This is a genomic window from Clostridium sp. MD294 (assembly GCF_000364165.2).
Classification (GTDB): Bacteria; Bacillota; Clostridia; order Lachnospirales; family Anaerotignaceae; genus Coprocola.
The window spans coordinates 2714079-2734281 of record NZ_CP097810.1 but is presented as its reverse complement, the minus strand read 5'-3'; the positions used below and the strand labels follow the sequence as shown (position 1 = coordinate 2734281).

Below are 20203 nucleotides of genomic sequence, written 5' to 3'. Positions count from 1 at the left end.
ATCATATCATTTAATTTTCCATGCAAATTTTGCCGTTTGTTTCAATCACTTTTTTGTACCAGAAAAAAGAATCTTTACGCAGTCGTGCATTTGTTCCATTCCCAAAGTCATCACGGTCTACATAAACAAAGCCATATCTTTTTTTCATTTCTCCTGTTGTAAAAGATACTGGGTCAATACAGCCCCATACTGTATAACCTATCACATCAACACCATCTTCTTTAATCGCTTTTATCATTTTATTGATATGTTCTTTTAAATAATCTATTCTATAACTGTCATGTACTGTATTGTCTTCTAATTTGTCAATCGCTCCGAAACCATTTTCAACAATAAAAAGAGGTATTTGATATCTATCATACATATCATTGAGATAATAGCGTAAACCTTCTGGGTCTATTGTCCAGCCCCAGTCGCTTGTTTTTAAATAAGGATTTTCTACAGTATCTGTACCAGCAGCATTACCACTTCCTACACATTTCATATCTGTATTTGCACTCACTGTACTAGACAAATAATAGCTAAATCCTATATAATGCACTTTCCCCTTTTGTAATATTTCTAAATCTTGCTCTGTTATATCAAATTGATAGCCTTTTTGTTCCCATTCTTTTAATATATAGCTAGGATAGTAACCTCTTACATGCACATCTGTAAAAAATAATTGTTTTTGATTGCATTTTTGTGCTTTTAAAATATCCTTTGGATTGCAGGAATAAGCATAATAAGGCAATGCTGCTACCATACAACCTATTTTTAATGTGTTATCTAATTTCTGAGCAAAATCAACTACCATTGCAGAAGCAACAAACTGATAATGTGCTGCCTGATACATCACTTTTTCTCTATTTTCATTTTGCTGATAAAGTATTCCAGAATTTGTAAAGCCATATATCGGATTTTCAGTTAATAACTGATTATTGATTTCATTAAATGTTAGCCAATACTTTACTTTATTTTTATATCTTTTAATACAAGTCGTAGCAAACTGATAAAAGAAATCAATACATTTTCTATTTCTCCACCCACCATATTGTTTTACCAAATGATATGGCATTTCAAAATGAGATAATGTAATCACAGGCTGTATATTTTTAGAAAGCATATAATCAAACAAATTATCATAAAATTTTAATCCTTTTTCGTTAGGTGTGCTATCATCACCATTTGGAAAAATTCTTGTCCATGCAATACTTGTTCTTAAACATTTAAAACCCATTTCTGCAAATAAATCAATATCTTGTTTATAACTATGGTAAAAGTCAATACCATTATGATTTGGATAGTATTTTCCTTCTATTATGCCATCTGTAATTTCACGAGGTTTTGAAACAGAACCAGATGTCATCACATCAGCAATACTTAATCCTTTTCCATCTTCTAAATAAGCACCTTCTACTTGATGTGCCGCAATTGCTCCGCCCCATAAAAAATTTTTATTTAACATATATGTTCTCCTTCCCTTTTTTAATTAATATCCATTACTTTATCTCCTGCCTGTACAGCATCGTTTTCATTGACAACTACTTTTAAATCCACATCATCAAAATTTGTAACCAATACTGGTGTCACAACAGAATATCCATCTTTTTTGATATTTTCTATGTCAAACTCTAATAATGTATCTCCTTTTTTCACAGTAGCATCTTGTTCTGTTTTTAATGTAAAGTATTTTCCATTTAACATAACTGTATTTAATCCTACATGAATTAACATTTCTACACCATCTATAGAACGTAATCCTACAGCATGTTTAGAAGGAAATACTGCAACAACTTCCCCATCAAATGGAGCATAAACTTTTCCTTCATTTGGAAGTATGGCAAGCCCCTGTCCAGTTGCACCACTTGCAAATACTTCATCTTCTACATGTTCCAATGCAATGACTCTTCCATTTGCAGGTGCAAATATTTCAGAATGTTTTTTCTCTGTTGCTACAGTATTTACAACTTCTTTTACAGTTGCATTTATTGTTTCACTTTCCAATACAGCTTCAAAATCAGCTTTGTCATCATTTGTAATGCCCCAGAAATAGGTTAATACAATACCTGTTGCTAATGCTGCTGCAACACCTAACAAAAATGGTAAAAATGGACTATAAGTAAGCATTGCCATAGAAAAAACATTGTGAAAAACAAAAGCATCTAATGTTACACCAAAAAGACCATTAATTGCACCACCAACACCTCCAGCAATTGCTACAACTATCATCAATCTTTTATATCGCATAATAATACCATATAATATCGGTTCTGTAACACCTGCTAAAAATCCTGTTAAAAGTGTTGGTCCTGCAATTTCTTTGATTTTAGAATGTTTTTTACCTTTTAAATAAGCACCGATTGCAATGCCAATTTCAGCATAAACACAGCAGGCTGCTGCTCCTTCTACAACATCTCCACCAAATTCTGTAATATTTTGTAATGTGATTGGTGTAAATCCCCAATGAAGCCCCAGCATTGTTAAAAATGGATAAGTTGCCCCAAGTATTACACCTGCAACAATACCACTAAAATCAAACAATTTCATAACAACCAAAGATATTACATTACCTATTGTTGTGCCAAAAGGTCCAAATACAAGTACTGCTAGTGGTACCAACACAATAATACAAATCATAGATACTAAAAACATTTGTAATTCTTGTTTAATTACCTTTTTTAAGAATTTATCTAAATAAGCATAGATTAAAGAAATAATAAATATAGGAAATATCGTTGTTGCATAATCCACAGCGGTTAAAGGAATTCCGAAAAAGTTTGTTCCCTGCTGTCCTATCAGTGCTGTAAAAGATGGCTCTAACAATGCTGCACCAAGTGCTCCACCAACATAAGCATTTGCACCAAATTGTTTTGACAATGTAATACCTAAAAATATAGGCATAAAATAAAATACGGCATTGCCAGCAGCGGATAATACAGCATAGGTAGCACTTGCATCTGACATAATACCAAATTCAGCAAGTACAGTCAGCAGAGCTTTTACCATACCAGCACCAGCCATAATAGGAATTAAAGGCGAAAAAGCACCAGAAATAATTTTTAATATAGACATATTACTGCTTTTTTCAGTATCCTTTTTTAAATTTGCAATTTTTAAAATTTCCTCATAATAAGAGCTTACTTTTGGACCAATAACAACTTGAAATTGTCCTCCACTTACTACAACAGATAATACATAAGAAAGTTCTTCTAATGCTGCTTTGTCTGCTTTTTGATTGTCTTTTAATTCAAATCTTAAACGTGTTGCACAATGTACTAAACTATTTACATTACTGCTTCCACCAACCAATGTTAAAATTTCTTTCGCCTCTTTTTCAAACATAATATTTCCCCCTTTTTGCAAAATAAAAACCTAAGCAATATGAGGTAATCATACAGCTTAGGTTACGCCTTCATCATTCAGTAACGCCCTGCTATCAGAATATAAACAATTCAAATGTAATGATAAATATAATAACTCGTCATTTCCAATTTTCCAATGATATTTTTTTTCTAAAAATTCTTTTATTTTTTTAGCACATTTGTAGTCATTTGGATATTTTAAAGCAATTACATTGATAAGAGAAGAATCGTTGTTCGTTTTTTCATTATGTAACTGCCTCATTACAAAATAACGAATATGTGTGATAAATCTTGAAAAATTAAATGATGTTTCTACAAATTCTACTTTATAATGATACTTTGCAATATCAATTACATTTTGAATGATTTTGGAACTTAATATTGTTTCTTGCATATCTTTTCCTTCATAATGTGCATTGATAAAGTGTAGTGCAATAAAAGCAGCTTCTTGTTCTGGAATATCTAAACCTGTTTGCTTTCTTATTTTCTCTACAGCAGAGCAAGCATATTTAAATTCATTTGGATAAATCATTTTAATGTCCCATTCTAAAGGAGTAAGAAACAATATTTTTTCTCTTGCCCTTTTGAGCATAAAACTGATGTGGTCTGATAATGTTAATAATATAGAATTATTACAAATATATCCAAGTTGCTGCTCTCCGCATTGAATAATGTCACTTGCTAATTCAATATCTTCAATGTCAATTCTACCTAACAATTCTTGAAATGCTTTGACTGAAGTTTTATCTTCTAATATAAAACGATTTTCAATTTTGTTTTGGTCAATGGTGTCATGTTCTCTTTTTCCAAATCCAACTCCTTTCCCCATAATAATTTCCTCGTGGTTAGAGTCGTTTAAAACAAGGGCAACATTATTATTAAAAACTTTAACAACCTTCATACTCTCCTCCTGTTTCAATATAAAAAGGCGTAACCACGAAAAAGACACCTTTTTATGTCCTTACTGGTCACGCCTGAATTATCAGTAACGATCCTTATGTTAGCATTATAACAAGTGTTATGAATCTTGTCAATTCAGTTTTTTGAAAAATAGTGCATAAATATGAAAATGAAATTTTATAAATAATTGATATATTTTTGTATCCGTAAAATTATTTGTAAATGACATTGAAAAATATATGATATGAATTTTATATATTCTTAAAAATATCTAAATAATAAATGTTTATTATTTTTATCTATAAATAAAGAAACTTATATCTTACAATAAGTGCGAGATATAGGCTTCTTTATTTATTGATTTGCTTGTTTATAAGTGAATAAGAATTAAATAAGTTTACAAATAGAAAAAGCATGTTGTAAATCTAAAATAATATCTTCTGCTGCTTCTAATCCCACACTAAAACGGAAAAATCCCTGCTGATAAATTTTAGGATAATGAGGAAGTTTATCACTATATTTATCGTAATATACAATCAAACTTTCAATATCGCCTAATGAAACCGCATGAGTTATTAAATTTAATGAGTTCAAAAAAAGTTGATGTATTTTTTCATCTCCTTTAATATCAAAAGAAATCATACCAGAATACTGATAATTCATTGTTTCTTTTGCTCTGTCATGTTGTGGGTGAGATGAAAGTCCAGGATACCATACAAAACGAACCGCAGGGCTTTTTTCTAAAAATTCTGCAACTTTCATAGCTGTTTTACTGTGTTGTTCCATTCTTAATGGTAATGTTGTTAATCCACGTGAAATTAGCCATGCATTAAATGGACTTAATATACCTCCAAAGTTTACCATTGCAATTTCTTTTATTTTCTTTAAAAGTTTTTTAGAGCCTAACACACAGCCTCCTAAAGAATCGCCATGACCATTAATATACTTTGTCATACTATGAATTTCAAAATCGGCTCCTTGTTTCAGAGGATACATACAAATTGGACCTGCAAAAGTAGCATCTACTGAAAGCAAGGCATTTGCTTTATGAGCAATATCAGCAATTTTTTTAATGTCACTAATACCAGTAGTAGGATTTCCTGGTGTTTCAACATGAATTAATTTTGTATTTGGTTTGATTGCCGCTTTTACTGCTTCTGTGTCTGTTGTGTCAACAAAAGTAACATCAATATGATATTTTTGAGGAAGTATTTCACGGAATAATAAATTAGTTGCACTATAACAGACTTCTGAAACAATAATATGGTCATTACTATTTAGATAAGTTACAAAAACAGAAGCTAAAGCTGCTACTCCGCTTGCAAAAACAGCACAATCTTCTGCACGTGTCAAAGCACAAAGTTTATCTTGTAAAGTCATCTGGTTGATATTGCGATTGCGTGCATAGATATTGCTATCAATTCCACTCCAATCTATGGGTGTTCCATCTGTTGGAATACGATAATTAGAAGTCATATAAATTGGTACATTAATTGCACCGAATGTATCATCTTTTCTGGAACCTCCATGAATTGCAACTGTATTTATGCTCATTTCTTTTTTCATTTTTATTCCTCCTAAAAATTAAATTTTTTAAATCTAAAGTAAGTATAATACAATACTGTCCATTTGTAAAACAAATGATTTTTATTAAAATAATCAAAAAAATCGATTGTAAAAATAAAATGGATTTTATATAATGGATAAAAGGAGGATTAAAATGGAAATAAATTACTTGAATACTTTTTTACAAGTAGCAGCTACAAAAAATTTTACAAAAACTGCACAAATTTTAGGTTATTCTCAATCCAGTATTAGTTTTCAAATACAACAATTAGAAAATACAGTAGGAGCAAAATTATTTGATAGAATAGGTAAAAAAGTAGCATTAACACAGTATGGAGAAGAATTGATACCTTATGCACAACAAATTGTTTCAGCAGCTTCTCAAATAGAACATTTTACGCGTTCTGAAAATGATATGAAGGGAACAATACGATTTGGTATGGTAGAATCTTTATTTGAAATATTTTTTGAAGAAATATTTTTTCATTATCATAAACGATTTCCAAATGTAAAATTAGAATTGACTGTTGATGCAACTGCTACACTACAAGAAGAACTGAAAAAAAATCAAATGGATGTTGCTTTTTTGATTGATGAAGTATTGCCACAAACAGAATGGATATGTTGGCATAGCAGTCAAGTGCAAATTTTGGTGATTGCAAATGTTAATAATCCATTATGCAACTGTAAGGAATTAGTATTAAAAGATTTGTCTTTACAGGAATTTATTTTAATGGAAGATACAGCACCCTATATAAAATATTTTCAAAATGAAATGGCAAAGCAAAATATAGAAATCAATTCTTTTATCAAAATGCAAAATGCTGGAATGGCAAGACGATTAGTAGAACAGGGTAACTTTTTAGCGGTCTTACCAGAATATACTGTAAAAGTATCAACTCATCAAAAAACAATAAAAATACTTCCTGTTTCAGATTTTATACAAAGCCAGTTTATACAAATTATACTTCATAAAAATAAAGTAATTACCCCTCAAATAAAAGGTCTTTTAGAAGAAATAAAAAAAGTATTAACAACCTAATTTTTCGCTGTTATTGTATTTTAGATAAGTGTCAGTTATAATAAAAACAATATTTTTTGATAGGGGGATTTCAGTGGAAATAAGAACACTTCGATATTTTCTTACTGTTGCTAGAGAAGAAGGAATTAATCGTGCAGCAGAAATTTTACATATTACACAGCCCACATTGAGCAGACAATTATTGCAATTAGAAAAAGAAATTGGTGTTAAATTATTTTATAGAGGTGCTAGAAAAATCACTTTAACAAATGAAGGAATATTACTCCGAAGGAGAGCAGAAGAAATTTTAGATTTAGTTGACCGCACAGAAAAAGAATTAATTGAGCAAGAGGAATTTATAGAAGGTAGAATTATCATTGGCTGCGGAGAATTAGCAGCTATGCAAATATTGTCCGAAGTGGTTGCATCTTTTCACCAAAAATATCCTTTTGTGGTTTATGATATTTTTACAGCAAATGCTGATTTAGTAAAAGAACAAATGGAAAAAGGACTAATTGATATTGGTGTATTATTAGAGCCTATTGATATTGAAAAATTTGATTTTATTCGTTTATCAAAAAAAGAACGATGGATAGTTTTAATGTGTCCTGATGATATACTAGCAAAAAAAGAAATAGTAAGTGCAAAGGATTTAGAAAATTTACCTATTATTCTTCCAAGAAGAACAAACCTACAAAATGAATTATCAAATTGGTTTGGTGATTTCTTTCAAAATATACAAGTTTTATTTACGAGCAATTTTAGTACAAATGCTGCAATTATGGTACAAAAGGGATTGGCATATGCTATTGTTATTGAGGGTTCTGTACCTTTTTGGGATAAGCAAAAAATGACTTATAGACCATTATATCCAGAATTAACAGCAAATAGTGTATTGGCATGGAAAAAACATCAGCCATTCAATTTAGCAACAAATAAATTAATAGAACATATAAAATGCTTTTCAGGCATAAGTATGATATAAAAACTAAGTATTTGATATAATATAATAGAAATATTATAATATAGATATAGAAAAAAGTATCCTATCTTTTTATTCTATATCTATTTTTTTATGAAAAACAAGTGATAAAAAGGAAAGTGAGGCGTATAGCAATGAAAAAAATAGTTTCTTTATTACTTTCTACAGCTATTCTGTTTTCTCCTTCTGCTTGTAGTGAAGGAAAAGCAGAACAAAATGATTTTATAAAAAATACCCAAATAGAAAGTACATTACAAAAAAGTGATAATGAAGAATTAAATCATGTTGCAGTAACAGATAAAAAGAATTTAATTGTTTATTTTTCTCGTATGGGAAACACAGAATATCCACAAGAAATAGATGCTTCTACTTCTGCAAGCATTGTAATTGATAAAGATACTTTTGGTACAACAGAATATGTAGCTCGTATAATACAGGAAAGTGTCGGCGGTGATATTCATATGATACAAACACAAAGTACTTATTCCTATGATTTTAACGAACTAAGAAATATCAATCATAAGGAAATGGATACAAATTTTTTACCTCCTATTGTAGAAAGTGATTTAAACATAGAACAATACGATACAATATTTATTGGTTATCCTGTTTGGGCATCGGATGTGCCACAAGCAGTATTATCTTTTTTAAACGAATATGATTTGACAGGAAAAACGGTTGTTCCATTTTGCACACATGATGGATATGGTGCTGGCAGAAGTTATGATACAATAAAAGAAGTTAGTCACGCAACAATTTTTAAAGATGGTATTGCCATTCAATCAGAAGATATTCTTTCATCTAAAAATAGTGTTATAGAATGGCTTACAGATATTAATATGATAGAACAAAAAAATAAACAAACTGCTATTACTATAAAAGTTGGTGACAATATTTTAAATGGTGTGATATATGATACTGCACTTGCACAAGAAATTAAAAATAAATTTCCTCTCACAATTTCTATGGTTGGTTATGGTAATAGAGAATATTATGGTAGCGTAGATTTTTATCCCGAAAATGTAGAAGGTGGTCAAAAAACATTTGAAAATGGTGACATTACTTACTGTGAAGCACACCACAATATGGCTATATTTTATTCTCAAACAGATAACCCTATACTTTCTGTAGATGTAATACCAATTGGTAAAGTGACATCTGATTTATCTATTTTTGAAAATATAGGAAATAAAGAAGAAATTACGTTTTCATTAGCAGAATAATGATATAGGAGGAAATATAGAGTGAGAAAATTTACAGTTATTTTATTTACTATCTTAATGCTTGTATCTCTTGCAGCTTGTACTAAAAATACAGCTATACCAGAAAGTGATACTGTCACAAAAACAAGCGAACAAAGTACAGCAATAAACAATACTGAAGAAAATAAAAGTATTGATACTAAAAAAACAGAAGATTTAAAAATTCTTGTTGCTTATTTTTCTGCTACTCATACAACAGAAGGCATTGCAGAATATATTGCGGAAGAACTTTCCTCAGACATTTATGAAATAGTACCAAAAGAACAATATACAGAAGAAGACTTGAATTATAGTAATAGCAATAGCCGTTCTACTGTTGAAATGAATGACGCACAAGCACGTCCTGTTATAACTGGCTCTGTAGAAAATATGGAACAGTATGATGTTGTGTTTCTAGGTTATCCGATATGGTGGGGAGAAGCTCCACGAATTATTAGTACATTTGTGGAAAGTTATGATTTTTCAAGTAAAACAATTATACCTTTTTGTACTTCTGGTAGTAGTGGTATAGGCTCTAGTGCAACAAATTTACAAGCTTTAACAAATAATGCTAACTGGCTTTCTGGACAACGTTTTAGCGGAGAAAGTTCAAAAGATACTATAGCATATTGGATTGAAGAATTAAATATTAATTAAAATGATAAAAAGCAATATAAATATAGGAGATGTTTTATAATAATGAAAAAAGCACTATCATTTATAGTATCTGTTATTACAATGTTAAGTTTTAGTTTAACAGCTTGTACTGCAACAAATACAAAAACAGAAGTCAAAACAAACACAAGTACTGCAAAACAAATAAATGATAATTTTATATTAATAAATGATGGAACATTTCAAATGGGAAGCCCCACAAATGAGTCTGAAAGAGAGTCAGATGAAATACAGCACAAAGTTATGGTAAATAGTTTTTATATGTCAAAAACAGAATTGTCACAAAAAGAATATAAAGATGTCATGGAAAATAATCCAAGTGAAAGCAAAGGAGATACTCTGTCTGTTGAAAATGTGACATGGTATGATGCGATATAATATTGTAATATATTAAGTGAAAAGGAAGGATTAACACTATGTTATACTGTTTCTGGTAATACAGTGACATGGGATAAAAGTGCAAATTGTTATAATGCCTATGGCTATAACAATAATGCAAGTGGAAGCTGGATAAATGGTTATTTAGAACATACTGTTGATGTTAATAACTATGTAGCAAATGCTTATGGACTTTATAATATGCACGGAAATGTTGCAGAATGGGTATGGGATTGGTATAGCAATTATAATACAAGTGTTTCATCAAATCCTACTGGTGTTGCTTCTGGTAATTATAAAGTTGTGAAAGGAGGAGGCTGGAATGATTTTCCAAAACATATCCGCTCTGCATATCGTAGTGCCTTTCCTGCAAATGTTCCTTTGTATAATATAGGTATTCGTTTAGTTCGAAATGTAGAAAATGTTTCTGGAACTGTTGTAAGCATAGATAATACAATATCAAGTGTTTCTCCTGCAAAAACTTTGATTGTGTATTTCTCTCAAACAGGTAATACAGATGGATTTGCAAAAATAATACAAAAAGTAGCAGGAGCGGATATTTTCCGTATTGAAAGAGTTATACCCTATTCTGCTACTCATAATTCACAAGGACTATATGCAGAAGCATTGACAGAACAAAGACAAAACACAATTCCAGAATTAAAATTATATGTTGAAGATGTAGGCTTAAATATCAATGAATATGATACTATTTTGCTAGGTTATTGTAATTGGTGGGCATCTATACCAGCACCTGTTAGGACTTTTTTGACACATTAGTGGTAGGCGTTTTGGGCAAACAATCAGTGCTGTTGCAAAATTTGCTACAAATAGTAATATAAAGCAAAGTTTAGATGTTACTTATTCTTCTTATAATAAAGAAAAAATAGTAAAATGGTTACAAGAAAATAAAGTGAAAACTGTAAATAATTAAATATCATTATGTTACTATAAAGTATACTGATAGTATTTTATTTAATATTAGTATACTTTATATTTTTAATAGCAAATATGATAAAATTAACAATAATTTAATTTGAATAGCAGTGAATTATTATTCAAAAATTTGAATAATAAAACTAAGCACTGATATTATTTTGATATTAAAAAATTTTTAAAGCAGAAATATATGGACAAATAAAGTGAATTTTGATATAATATAAATAATAAATACTATATGAAACACTACAAATCTAAAAAGGTCTGTTGAGTGGGAATGATAAGTTAATGAGAAGAAAGCTAGTGTTTAAGCGGATTGCAAGCAATTTTGTTTAGTGATTGGCAACGAAATGGCAACATTTTCTGAAATTACCCACAGAATAATTATTTCAAATTCATAAAACCTTACTGATTTTCAAAAAGAATTGGAAGTCAGTAAGGTTTTTTTATTTTCTTACTCATTACTTTTATTATCCAATTCTGTTGTAAAAATATTATTGATTGTCTGCGATGGAACTTTTGCCCAACGTTGGGAGGTGTCAAATTTAGGGTAGTTGTATCTCCATTGGTCATACTGCTCGAAACTTTATGACAGTCGATGAAGTGGCAAAAGAATTGAAAGTATCAAAATCTTATGCTTATAAAATTGTAAAGCAACTGAATGAGGAACTAAGCAAACTTGGTTATTTGACATTTTCGGGCAGGGTAAACGCAAACTATTTTTATAAAAAAGTTTGTTACATAGAACAGTAGTCAAATGTAAAAACAAAAGGAGTTGACAATATGGCTGTATACAAAGATGGTAACAAGTGGAGAGTGCTTTATCACTATACTAACTGGAAAGGAGAGAAAAAGCAGACATAAAAACGAGGTTTTGCAACGAAAAAAGAGGCTCAAGCGTGAAAAAGAGAAATTATGCTGAAACAACAAACAAAGTTAGATATGACTTTTGCAAGTTTTTTTGAAATTTACGAGCAAGATAAGAAAAAACGACTCAAAGAAAATACTTGGGAATCTAAAAGTCATATCATTCGTACAAAAATATTACCTTATTTTGGTGATAGAAAAATTGCAGAGATTGAAGCGAAAGACGTGATAGCCTGGCAAAACAAATTGATGGCAGAAGAAAAATATTCTCCAACTTATTTAAAAACGATACATAGTCAGTTAAGTGCGATATTCAATCATGCTGTACGCTTTTATCACTTACCATACAATCCAGCACAGAGGGCAGGAACGATAGGGAGTGAAGAACACAAAGAAATGTTGTTTTGGACAAAAGAGGAATATGTTAAATTTTCTGACGCAATTATGGATAAACCACTTTCATTTTATGCTTTTGAATTGCTTTATTGGTGCGGTATTCGAGTGGGAAAACTGCTTGCATTAACACCAGCAGATTTTGATTTTGAAAAAAAGACATTGACAATTAATAAGTCTTATCAGTGATTAAAAGGCAGAGATTTGGTAACCAGTCCAAAAACTGTAAAAAGTAATCGAACAATTAAAATGCCTCGGTTTCTTTGTGATGAGGTACAAGAATACATTAGTATGCTATATGAAGTAAAAGACAATGAAAGACTGTTTCCGGTTACAAAGTCGTATTTACATCATGAAATGGATAGAGGAGCGAAAGCAGCAGGTGTAAAACGTATCAGAATACATGATATTCGTCAACAAAAAATCAATAGCAAGGCAAAAATTTTATTGTCTTTTTTGCAAAAAATCTTCTATTTTCCATTTGACCTTTATCTGATTTTCTTTAAAAATATAGATTTTATCAATAAAGAAGTCTACTAGCTCTTTATTTAAAAGGAGTGGTGTATCTTTGATTATGCCTTTTACTTGATTTTGCAAAGTATTTTTATTTTTAGAATGTTTTAATTGAAAATCTATTTCTTCCAGTTTATTTTGTATAGGTTCCAGTTCTTTTGTAAGTTCTAAATTTAATTTAGTAAACTGTTCTTCTGTCAACTTTCCTTTTACATATTGCTCATAAAGTATTTCCTTTTTCTTGTGATAGAGCTGTATTTGATTTTGTAGTTCTAATTTTTGGTTTGTTTGTATATCAATATTATTTATTTGCTTTGTATCTTTTATAATTTCAATTTGTTTTAAAATCATTTGAAACACAATTTCTTCTATTTCTTTTTCTGCTATTGTTAAACGATAACAGGGAAAAGAAGTATCTACTTCAGAGTGCCTACATAAAAAATATAGGATTTTTGTTAACTTGTTTATTCATAGCATGATGACAGTAACCACAAAAAATTTTTCCTTTAAAAATGTGTTTTCTTTCTTTTTTATTTTCTATTTTGAAATGAAGTAATTTCTCTTGTACTTGTTCAAAAGTTTCTTTCTCAATAATTGCTTCATGATGATTGGGAATTTTTATCCAATCTTTTTCTTCTCTTTTGATACTTTTTTCACCACATTCTTTTATCACGGATTTTCTCATAATATACATTCCAATATATTGTTTGTCAGAAAATATTCTATGAACTGTTGTAATGTTCCAAATACAAGGATGATATAAATTTGATGTTTTATATTTTCTTTTATATCCTTTATATTTTTCTGGTGCAATTATTTTTTTATTGTACAATTCTTTTACGATTTGTGTACAGTTATAAGCTTGTAATGCAAGTTGAAATATTAATCTAACTGTATTTGCTGCTGGTTCATCAATTTTTAATGTATTATTTTCTTTTTTGTAACCATAACAGCAATTTTTTTGAATATATTCTCCTTTCTCCATTTTAGAATACTTTGCACTTTTTGATTTTTGTGATAAATCTCTGCTGTAATATTCATTTTTTAAAAATTGTATGGTAACTGGTATGCCTCCAGTATTGTTTTTGGTTTTGTCACTATCATAATTTTCAGTAACAGAAATAAATCTAATATGATATAGTGGAAAAACTTGCTCTAAAAAATATCCTGTTTGAATGAGATTTCTACCAAATCTTGAGAAATCTTTTACGATAATACAATTTATTTGATATGCTCTAACAAGTTCCAAAAGTTCTTGCATTGCAGGTCTTTCAAAATTTGTACCACTATAACCATTATCTACAAATTCCAATACTTTTATATTTTGTATTTCCATATTTTCTGCATATTTTGTCAGTAATAGTCTTTGATTTTCAATGCTATTACTCTCTACTCTTTTATCATTTACAGAAAGGCGAATGTAAAGGGCAATTGTATAATCACTCAATGTCATTCACCTCTATTTCATTTAATAATTCATCAAAATAAAATATGACATCTACAGCACCATTTGGAGAAACTTCCACTCTTTTAATGAATTTATCTGCAAACAGTTTTGTGATTTCTGAAATTTGTTCTGATTGAAAGACTTCTTTTAATTTCAAAATATGTTCTATTTTTTGGTTGTTATATTGATGTATTTCTTCTAAACAAGTGATTTCAGATAATAAATTTTCTATTTCATTCTGGTAATTCTCTCTTAATTCTTTGTATTCTGATTGTGTAATCACTTTATGGATAAGGCTTTCATATAAAGTTTGTAAATACAATCTTTTTTCATTCCTCTGTATTTCTAATGCAGATTGCTGTTGTTTCCACAATGCTATATTTTTTTGCATAGATTGTATTTGCTGTTGTAAAAAATGTTTCTTTTCTAAAAATAAATTTCTTTTTTCGTAAAATAGAGAAAGTATATCTTGAAACAGTTTTTGCTCATTGATACGAACTCCTTCACAATTTCCTTTTTTAATACGCCAGTTTGTAAGGCAGAAAAAATAATATTTTTCACCCTCTTTTTTTCTTATTACTCTATGACGATTCAAATTTTTTCCACAACATTTACAAAATATTTTCCCTTTTAAAATATTTTCTGTATAAGGTACTTTATTTTGAGATTTACTTTTTTTGGCTATTTCAGCACGATATTGTTGTACTTTTTCAAATGTTTCTTTTGATATAATCGCTTCATGGGTATTTTTTACAACAATCCAATCTTTTTTATCTGTTTTTATTTTTTTGTGTTGAATGGTAATAGATTTTCCTTGTACCATATTGCCTGTATAAATTTCACTTCTTACAATTTTAGCAATTGTAAATGTATTCCAATAACCTTGTCCAATTAACTTTTTACTTGAAATTAACCCTTTCTCTTTGCCATAAAAACCAGGTGTTAAAATATTTGCTTCATTTAATAAAACAGCTATTTTATCATAAGAAATTCCTTCCAATACCCACTGAAAAATTTGTTTTACAACATTTGCTGCTTCTTCATCAACAATTAGTTTGTGACAATCATTAGGAGATTTTTATAACCATAAGGTGCTTTATCTCCTATAAATTTGCCTGCTCTCATATCTCTTACAGTTTGTTCTCTTATTTTTTTACTAGTATCTAGTGCGTAAGACTCATTTATCATATTCAACACAGGAAGCAATATATTGCTACTGTCTTCTTTTTCCGTATCAAAATTTTCATTTAAAGCAATAAAACGTACTTTATAAGCTGGAAAATAACTTTGTATGTAATAACCAGTATCAATGTAATTTCTTCCCAAACGGGAAAGGTCTTTTACAATAACACATTGTATTTTGCCTATTTCTATGTCATGCAGCATTTCTTGAAACGCTGGTCTTTCAAAAGATGAGGTTAGATAACGTAACTTGCAAGAAACCCGATAAAATCAAGGTTTAGGAACAGCAGACAAAAAGGTAATGTACGCTTAAAACTGAAAATTGAATAAAAACCCATGCAGGACAACCATTCCTGCAAAATCAGACGTTCAGAAATGAGCGTCTTTTTTTATCCCAATTACAGACGAAAGGGGCTGATAACATGGCAGTATTCCGAGTGGAAAAAAACAGGGACTACACCGTTATGTCAAACCACCACCTGCGCAATACTGACCTTTCCCTAAAATCAAAGGGACTGCTTTCACAAATGCTATCCCTGCCCGAAGAATGGGACTACACCTTAAAGGAGCTTTCCAAAATCAACCGGGAGGGCATAGACGCTATCCGGGAAGCAATACGGGAACTGGAACGGGCAGGATATGTGACCCGTACCAGAGTACGGAACGAAAAAGGACAGTTGGGGGCGGCTGATTATGTGATACATGAATTTCCAGTGCTGCCAAAGCCTATATTGGAAAATCCAACATTGGAAAACCCTATGCAGGAAAATCCAACGCAATTAAATAAAGAACTATCAAGTAAAGAATTATCAAATACGGATTTATTAAATAACCATTCCATTCCTATCCTTTCCACCCTTTCCAGACAGGAAGCGGCACAGCCGCAGGAACGGAAAGGAAACGGGTACACCAACATGGACGCAGTACGGGCTTATGAGGAAGTCATAAAGGACAATATCGAATACGCCTATCTGGTACAGGACAAGAACATTGACCGGGGTATGCTTGACGAGATTGTTTCCCTCATGCTTGAAACCGTCTGCACCCGCCGCAAGGTAATACGCATTGCCGGGGACGATTACCCCGCCGAGCTTGTGAAGTCTAAGTTTATGAAGCTGAACAGCAGCCATATCCAATTTGTGATTAACTGTATGCACCAGAACACCACCAAGATACGTAACATCAAGAAGTATCTGCTTGCGGTTCTTTTCAACGCACCAAACACCATTGACAGCTATTACACCGCCCTTGTCGCTCACGATATGGCAAGCGGCGTATTCTTATCACAGGACAGGGAGGACGACACCTTATGAAACAGGGAGCTTTGATTTTTGACAAAGAAAGCGGACGTTATAATATCCGCTTTGGGCTGAATGATTACTACGGCGGCTTGCATTGCGGCGAATGTTTTGACGTATTCGCAGGCGGCAAATGGAAGCCGACACGCATTGAAATGAGTACCGGGCAGGAATGGTATCTTATCGGTTTCAAGACGGACGTACTGGACGGCTTGCGTGTGCATAACAGATAACCGGGGCAGTTATTATGCGGCTTGCCGTCTACCTAAAAGGCAAAAACGCCAAGAAGTACCGCAAAGGCGTTGAGTACGGTTCTGCAAGGTGGGGCAACGCAAAAGATATTGAACCCTACATTGACCCGGACTTTTACAACAACGTCCTGCTGACGCAGACGGAACGGCTTACCATGAACAGCCGCTCCAAAAGCCCCAAGTATGCGAGGAATAAAAACGTGCTTGTGATAGGCGGTTCGGGCAGCGGCAAGACCCGCTTTTTTGTCAAGCCTAACTCAATGCAAATGCACAGTTCGTACTGCGTGACAGACTCCAAAGGTACAATATTATTAGAGTGTGGGAAGCTCTTAGACAAGGGCGGCTATAAGATAAAAGTGCTGAACACTATCAATTTCAAGAAGTCCATGCACTACAACCCTTTTGCCTGCCTGCACAGCGAGAAAGATATATTAAAACTTGTCAACACAATCATGGTAAACACCAAAGGCGAGGGCGAAAAGTCGTCCGAGGACTTCTGGACGAAAGCGGAAAAGCTCTATTACACCGCACTAATCGGCTACATCTACTACGAAGTCCCGGAGGAAGAAAAGAATTTTACGACCCTGCTTGACATGATAAACGCAAGCGAAGCAAGGGAGGACGACGAGGACTTTAAGAACCCCGTGGATTTGATGTTTGACCGATTGGAAGAAAAAGACCTAGAACACTTTGCCGTGAAGCAGTACCGCAAATATAAATTAGCTGCGGGCAAAACGGCGAAGTCGATTTTAATTAGCTGCGGCGCAAGGCTTTCTCCCTTTGACATTAAGGAGCTGCGGGAGCTTATGGAAACGGACGATTTGGAGCTTGACACGTTGAGGGACAGGAAAACCGCCCTCTTTGTCATTATCTCCGACACGGACGACACATTCAATTTCATTGTCGCCATGATGTATACGCAGCTTTTCAACCTCTTGTGCGACAAGGCAGATGATGTGTACGGCGGCAGGCTTCCCGTACACGTCCGCTGCCTGTTTGATGAAGTGGCGAATATCGGGCAGATACCCAAACTGGAAAAACTGATTGCCACCATACGAAGCCGGGAAATATCCGCCTGCCTTATCTTGCAGGCGCAGAGCCAGTTAAAAGCCATTTACAAGGACAACGCCGACACGATTGTAGGGAATTGCGACACGACTCTTTTCTTAGGCGGCAAGGAGAAAACCACGCTCAAAGAAATGTCGGAGCTTTTAGGGAAAGAAACCATAGATTTATACAACACTTCCGAGAACAGAGGAAAGGAAAAGACCTACGGGCTGAATTATCAGAAATTAGGCAAGGAGCTTATGACACAAGACGAGCTTTCCGTCATGGACGGCGGCAAATGTATCTTGCAGGTAAGGGGCGCACGCCCCTTTTTCAGTGACAAGTTCGACATTACCAAGCACCCAAGATATAAATTCCTTTCCGATTTTGACAAGAAAAATGTATTTGACATTGAGAAGTATCTAAAACGCCGCCCGGCAGCTATCAAGCCGGAAGAACCCTTTGACCTCTACGAGATTGACGGGGCAGATTTGCAGGAGGACACAGACCATGAAAAAACGTAACGCTGAAACAAAAGAAAAGCAGCTTGAAAGATTTCTGATGAATGTTGCGGAAACCGCAGAAAACGCATTGCGGGAATACTGGCAGGAACGGGACGCAGAAAACCGTATGTATGCAACGGAGTATGTCACACGCCGGGGGCTTATCCCGCAGCAGTAACAATATTGAAACCGACAGGACAGGGGAAGCTACACTTCCTCTACGCAGCCTTGCGGCAGCTACCCCTTTGTGTACTTGCCGGAAGCGGACACCCTGTAAGCAGGCTGCCCGCTTCCGGCAAGTCTAAGAAAAAGCACCGCCCGCAACGGAAAGGAGGGGAAAAGCCTATCAGAAACGTAAACACCGGGTACATGGTTCGTGCGCCCACCAGAGGGCGCACCACCCTTTACAACTGAATACCGCCACGCCGCAGCACCTACGCAGCGTGGGGACAGCCGCCAAAACAGGGCGGCTTTTTTCATACCCAAAAACCATTTTCCAAGCCGCAGGAAGCGGCAGAAAGCGAGGGCTATATGGCATTTTTTAATTCCGCAGTAGGCGTTTTGCAGACACTTGTTATCGCATTGGGCGCAGGTCTGGGCGTATGGGGCGTTATCAATCTCTTAGAGGGCTACGGAAATGATAATCCGGGGGCGAAAAGTCAAGGCATGAAACAGCTTATGGCGGGCGGCGGCGTTGCCCTTATCGGCACGACCTTAATCCCGCTGCTTTCCGGGCTGTTCGGATAATCCGGGAGGCCGCCGCTTATGGAGAGCATATTTGAAGCCATTAACGAATGGCTAAAGGAGCTTTTAATCGGGGCGATTAACGGAAACCTGTCAAATATGTTCGGGGACGTGAACGAGAAAGTCGGCACGATAGCGGCGCAGGCAGGGCAGACCCCGCAGGGGTGGAATGGCGGCGTGTTTTCCATGATACAGAACCTTTCACAGACCGTCATTCTCCCCATTGCGGGGCTTGTCATTACTTATGTGCTATGCGTGGAACTAATCAGCATGGTTACGGACAAGAACAGCCTGCATGACATTGACACTTTCATGTTCTTTAAGTATGTATTCAAAGCGTGGGTAGCCGTCTACCTTGTTACCCACGTTTTTGACATTACTATGGCGGTCTTTGACGTGGGGCAGCATTTAGTCAACAGTGCGGCGGGCGTGATAAGCTCCGACACCGCTATTGACGTGGAAAGCACCCTTGCCGCAATGACCGCCACAATGGAAACAATGGAAGTCCCCGAACTGCTTTTGCTTGTAATGGAAACCGCCCTTGTTAGTATGTGCATGAAGATTATGTCCGTGCTGATTACGGTTATCCTCTACGGAAGAATGATAGAGATATATCTGACCTGCTCCGTTGCCCCTATCCCCTTTGCCACCATGACTAACAGGGAATGGGGAAGCATTGGGAACAACTACCTAAAAGGCTTGTTCGCATTGGGCGTACAGGGCTTTTTCATCATGGTATGCGTTGGTATCTACGCCGTGCTTGTAAATGAAATGGTAATCGCCGCAAACCTGCACAGTGCCATTTTCAGCATAGCCGCCTACACCGTGATACTCTGCTTCTCCCTCTTTAAGACGGGAAGCCTTGCAAAGAGCATTTTCCACGCACATTAGATTTCAGACAACGCCCCATGC

Annotated in this window: 19 protein-coding genes and 2 pseudogenes; 13 read left to right on the top strand and 8 right to left on the bottom strand. The window is 33.7% G+C overall.

Annotated features, from left to right (window positions below; translation table 11 throughout):
* Positions 1 to 10 precede the first annotated feature (10 nt).
* The 4 genes from C820_RS13580 to C820_RS13565 all read right to left on the bottom strand — a co-directional run bounded on the left by C820_RS13580 (position 11) and on the right by C820_RS13565 (position 5810).
* Positions 11 to 1447, bottom strand: a complete 1437-nt coding sequence (locus tag C820_RS13580; RefSeq protein ID WP_004036783.1) for a 6-phospho-beta-glucosidase — start codon at positions 1445 to 1447, stop codon at positions 11 to 13.
* A gap of 20 nt (positions 1448 to 1467) precedes the next feature.
* Positions 1468 to 3324: a glucose PTS transporter subunit IIA gene (locus C820_RS13575; RefSeq protein WP_004036785.1), complete on the bottom strand. Its 1857-nt coding sequence runs from the start codon at positions 3322 to 3324 to the stop codon at positions 1468 to 1470.
* Between the two features lie 57 nt (positions 3325 to 3381).
* Positions 3382 to 4245 (bottom strand): PRD domain-containing protein, encoded by an 864-nt coding sequence (locus C820_RS13570; protein ID WP_004036787.1) that lies wholly within the window; start codon positions 4243 to 4245, stop codon positions 3382 to 3384.
* 386 nt (positions 4246 to 4631) lie between these two features.
* Positions 4632 to 5810, bottom strand: coding sequence for a trans-sulfuration enzyme family protein (locus tag C820_RS13565; RefSeq protein WP_004036789.1), 1179 nt, complete (start codon positions 5808 to 5810; stop codon positions 4632 to 4634).
* Positions 5811 to 5964: 154 nt separating this feature from the next.
* On the opposite strand from C820_RS13565, the gene C820_RS13560 reads away from it, so the two are divergent.
* The 7 genes and pseudogenes from C820_RS13560 (at position 5965) to C820_RS13520 (ending at position 12846) form a co-directional block, all read left to right on the top strand.
* On the top strand, positions 5965 to 6852 hold the full coding sequence (locus C820_RS13560; RefSeq protein ID WP_004036790.1) for a LysR family transcriptional regulator: 888 nt from the start codon (positions 5965 to 5967) through the stop codon (positions 6850 to 6852).
* 73 nt (positions 6853 to 6925) lie between these two features.
* A complete protein-coding gene (locus C820_RS13555) occupies positions 6926 to 7816 on the top strand; it encodes a LysR family transcriptional regulator (protein ID WP_004036792.1) in 891 nt (296 codons plus the stop codon).
* A 131-nt stretch (positions 7817 to 7947) separates the two neighbouring features.
* A complete protein-coding gene (locus tag C820_RS13550; RefSeq protein WP_004036794.1) occupies positions 7948 to 9036 on the top strand; it encodes a flavodoxin in 1089 nt (362 codons plus the stop codon).
* A gap of 21 nt (positions 9037 to 9057) precedes the next feature.
* Positions 9058 to 9711 (top strand): flavodoxin, encoded by a 654-nt coding sequence (locus C820_RS13545; RefSeq protein WP_004036796.1) that lies wholly within the window; start codon positions 9058 to 9060, stop codon positions 9709 to 9711.
* 42 nt (positions 9712 to 9753) lie between these two features.
* The gene (locus C820_RS13540) at positions 9754 to 10107 is read left to right on the top strand and encodes a formylglycine-generating enzyme family protein (protein WP_004036798.1); all 354 of its coding nucleotides are present in this window, start codon (positions 9754 to 9756) and stop codon (positions 10105 to 10107) included.
* 63 nt (positions 10108 to 10170) lie between these two features.
* The gene (locus tag C820_RS13535) at positions 10171 to 10887 is read left to right on the top strand and encodes a flavodoxin (protein ID WP_004036800.1); all 717 of its coding nucleotides are present in this window, start codon (positions 10171 to 10173) and stop codon (positions 10885 to 10887) included.
* Between the two features lie 942 nt (positions 10888 to 11829).
* Positions 11830 to 12846: pseudogene (locus C820_RS13520) on the top strand (tyrosine-type recombinase/integrase).
* Here the strand turns inward: C820_RS13520 and C820_RS13515 are convergent.
* From C820_RS13515 to C820_RS13500, 4 genes are all read right to left on the bottom strand, one after another.
* Complete coding sequence (locus C820_RS13515; RefSeq protein ID WP_242824487.1) at positions 12751 to 13179, bottom strand: hypothetical protein; 429 nt, start codon at positions 13177 to 13179, stop codon at positions 12751 to 12753. The pseudogene C820_RS13520 and the gene C820_RS13515 overlap by 96 nt on opposite strands.
* 70 nt (positions 13180 to 13249) lie before the next feature.
* Complete coding sequence (locus tag C820_RS13510; RefSeq protein WP_004036810.1) at positions 13250 to 14266, bottom strand: recombinase family protein; 1017 nt, start codon at positions 14264 to 14266, stop codon at positions 13250 to 13252.
* Positions 14259 to 15266 (bottom strand): recombinase family protein, encoded by a 1008-nt coding sequence (locus C820_RS13505; RefSeq protein ID WP_004036814.1) that lies wholly within the window; start codon positions 15264 to 15266, stop codon positions 14259 to 14261. Before C820_RS13505 ends, C820_RS13510 begins: the two co-directional genes overlap by 8 nt.
* 50 nt (positions 15267 to 15316) lie before the next feature.
* Positions 15317 to 15652 (bottom strand): recombinase family protein, encoded by a 336-nt coding sequence (locus C820_RS13500; protein WP_004036815.1) that lies wholly within the window; start codon positions 15650 to 15652, stop codon positions 15317 to 15319.
* Between the two features lie 149 nt (positions 15653 to 15801).
* Between C820_RS13500 and C820_RS13495 the strand changes: the two genes are divergently transcribed.
* The 6 genes and pseudogenes from C820_RS13495 to C820_RS13470 all read left to right on the top strand — a co-directional run bounded on the left by C820_RS13495 (position 15802) and on the right by C820_RS13470 (position 20182).
* Positions 15802 to 16761: a DUF6017 domain-containing protein gene (locus tag C820_RS13495; RefSeq protein WP_502799886.1), complete on the top strand. Its 960-nt coding sequence runs from the start codon at positions 15802 to 15804 to the stop codon at positions 16759 to 16761.
* Positions 16758 to 16979 carry a DUF5348 domain-containing protein gene (locus tag C820_RS13490; RefSeq protein ID WP_004036822.1) on the top strand — a complete coding sequence of 74 codons (222 nt, stop codon included), beginning with the start codon at positions 16758 to 16760 and terminating at the stop codon, positions 16977 to 16979. The genes C820_RS13495 and C820_RS13490 overlap by 4 nt, the downstream gene beginning before the upstream one ends.
* Positions 16980 to 16993: 14 nt before the next feature.
* A pseudogene (locus tag C820_RS13485) lies at positions 16994 to 18568 on the top strand (VirD4-like conjugal transfer protein, CD1115 family); the annotation flags it as partial.
* Positions 18555 to 18725 carry a hypothetical protein gene (locus C820_RS13480; protein WP_004036824.1) on the top strand — a complete coding sequence of 57 codons (171 nt, stop codon included), beginning with the start codon at positions 18555 to 18557 and terminating at the stop codon, positions 18723 to 18725. The pseudogene C820_RS13485 and the gene C820_RS13480, both read left to right, overlap by 14 nt.
* A 353-nt stretch (positions 18726 to 19078) precedes the next feature.
* Complete coding sequence (locus C820_RS13475; protein WP_004036826.1) at positions 19079 to 19294, top strand: Maff2 family mobile element protein; 216 nt, start codon at positions 19079 to 19081, stop codon at positions 19292 to 19294.
* Between the two features lie 18 nt (positions 19295 to 19312).
* Positions 19313 to 20182: a VirB6/TrbL-like conjugal transfer protein, CD1112 family gene (locus tag C820_RS13470; protein WP_004036827.1), complete on the top strand. Its 870-nt coding sequence runs from the start codon at positions 19313 to 19315 to the stop codon at positions 20180 to 20182.
* Positions 20183 to 20203: the final 21 nt, after the last annotated feature.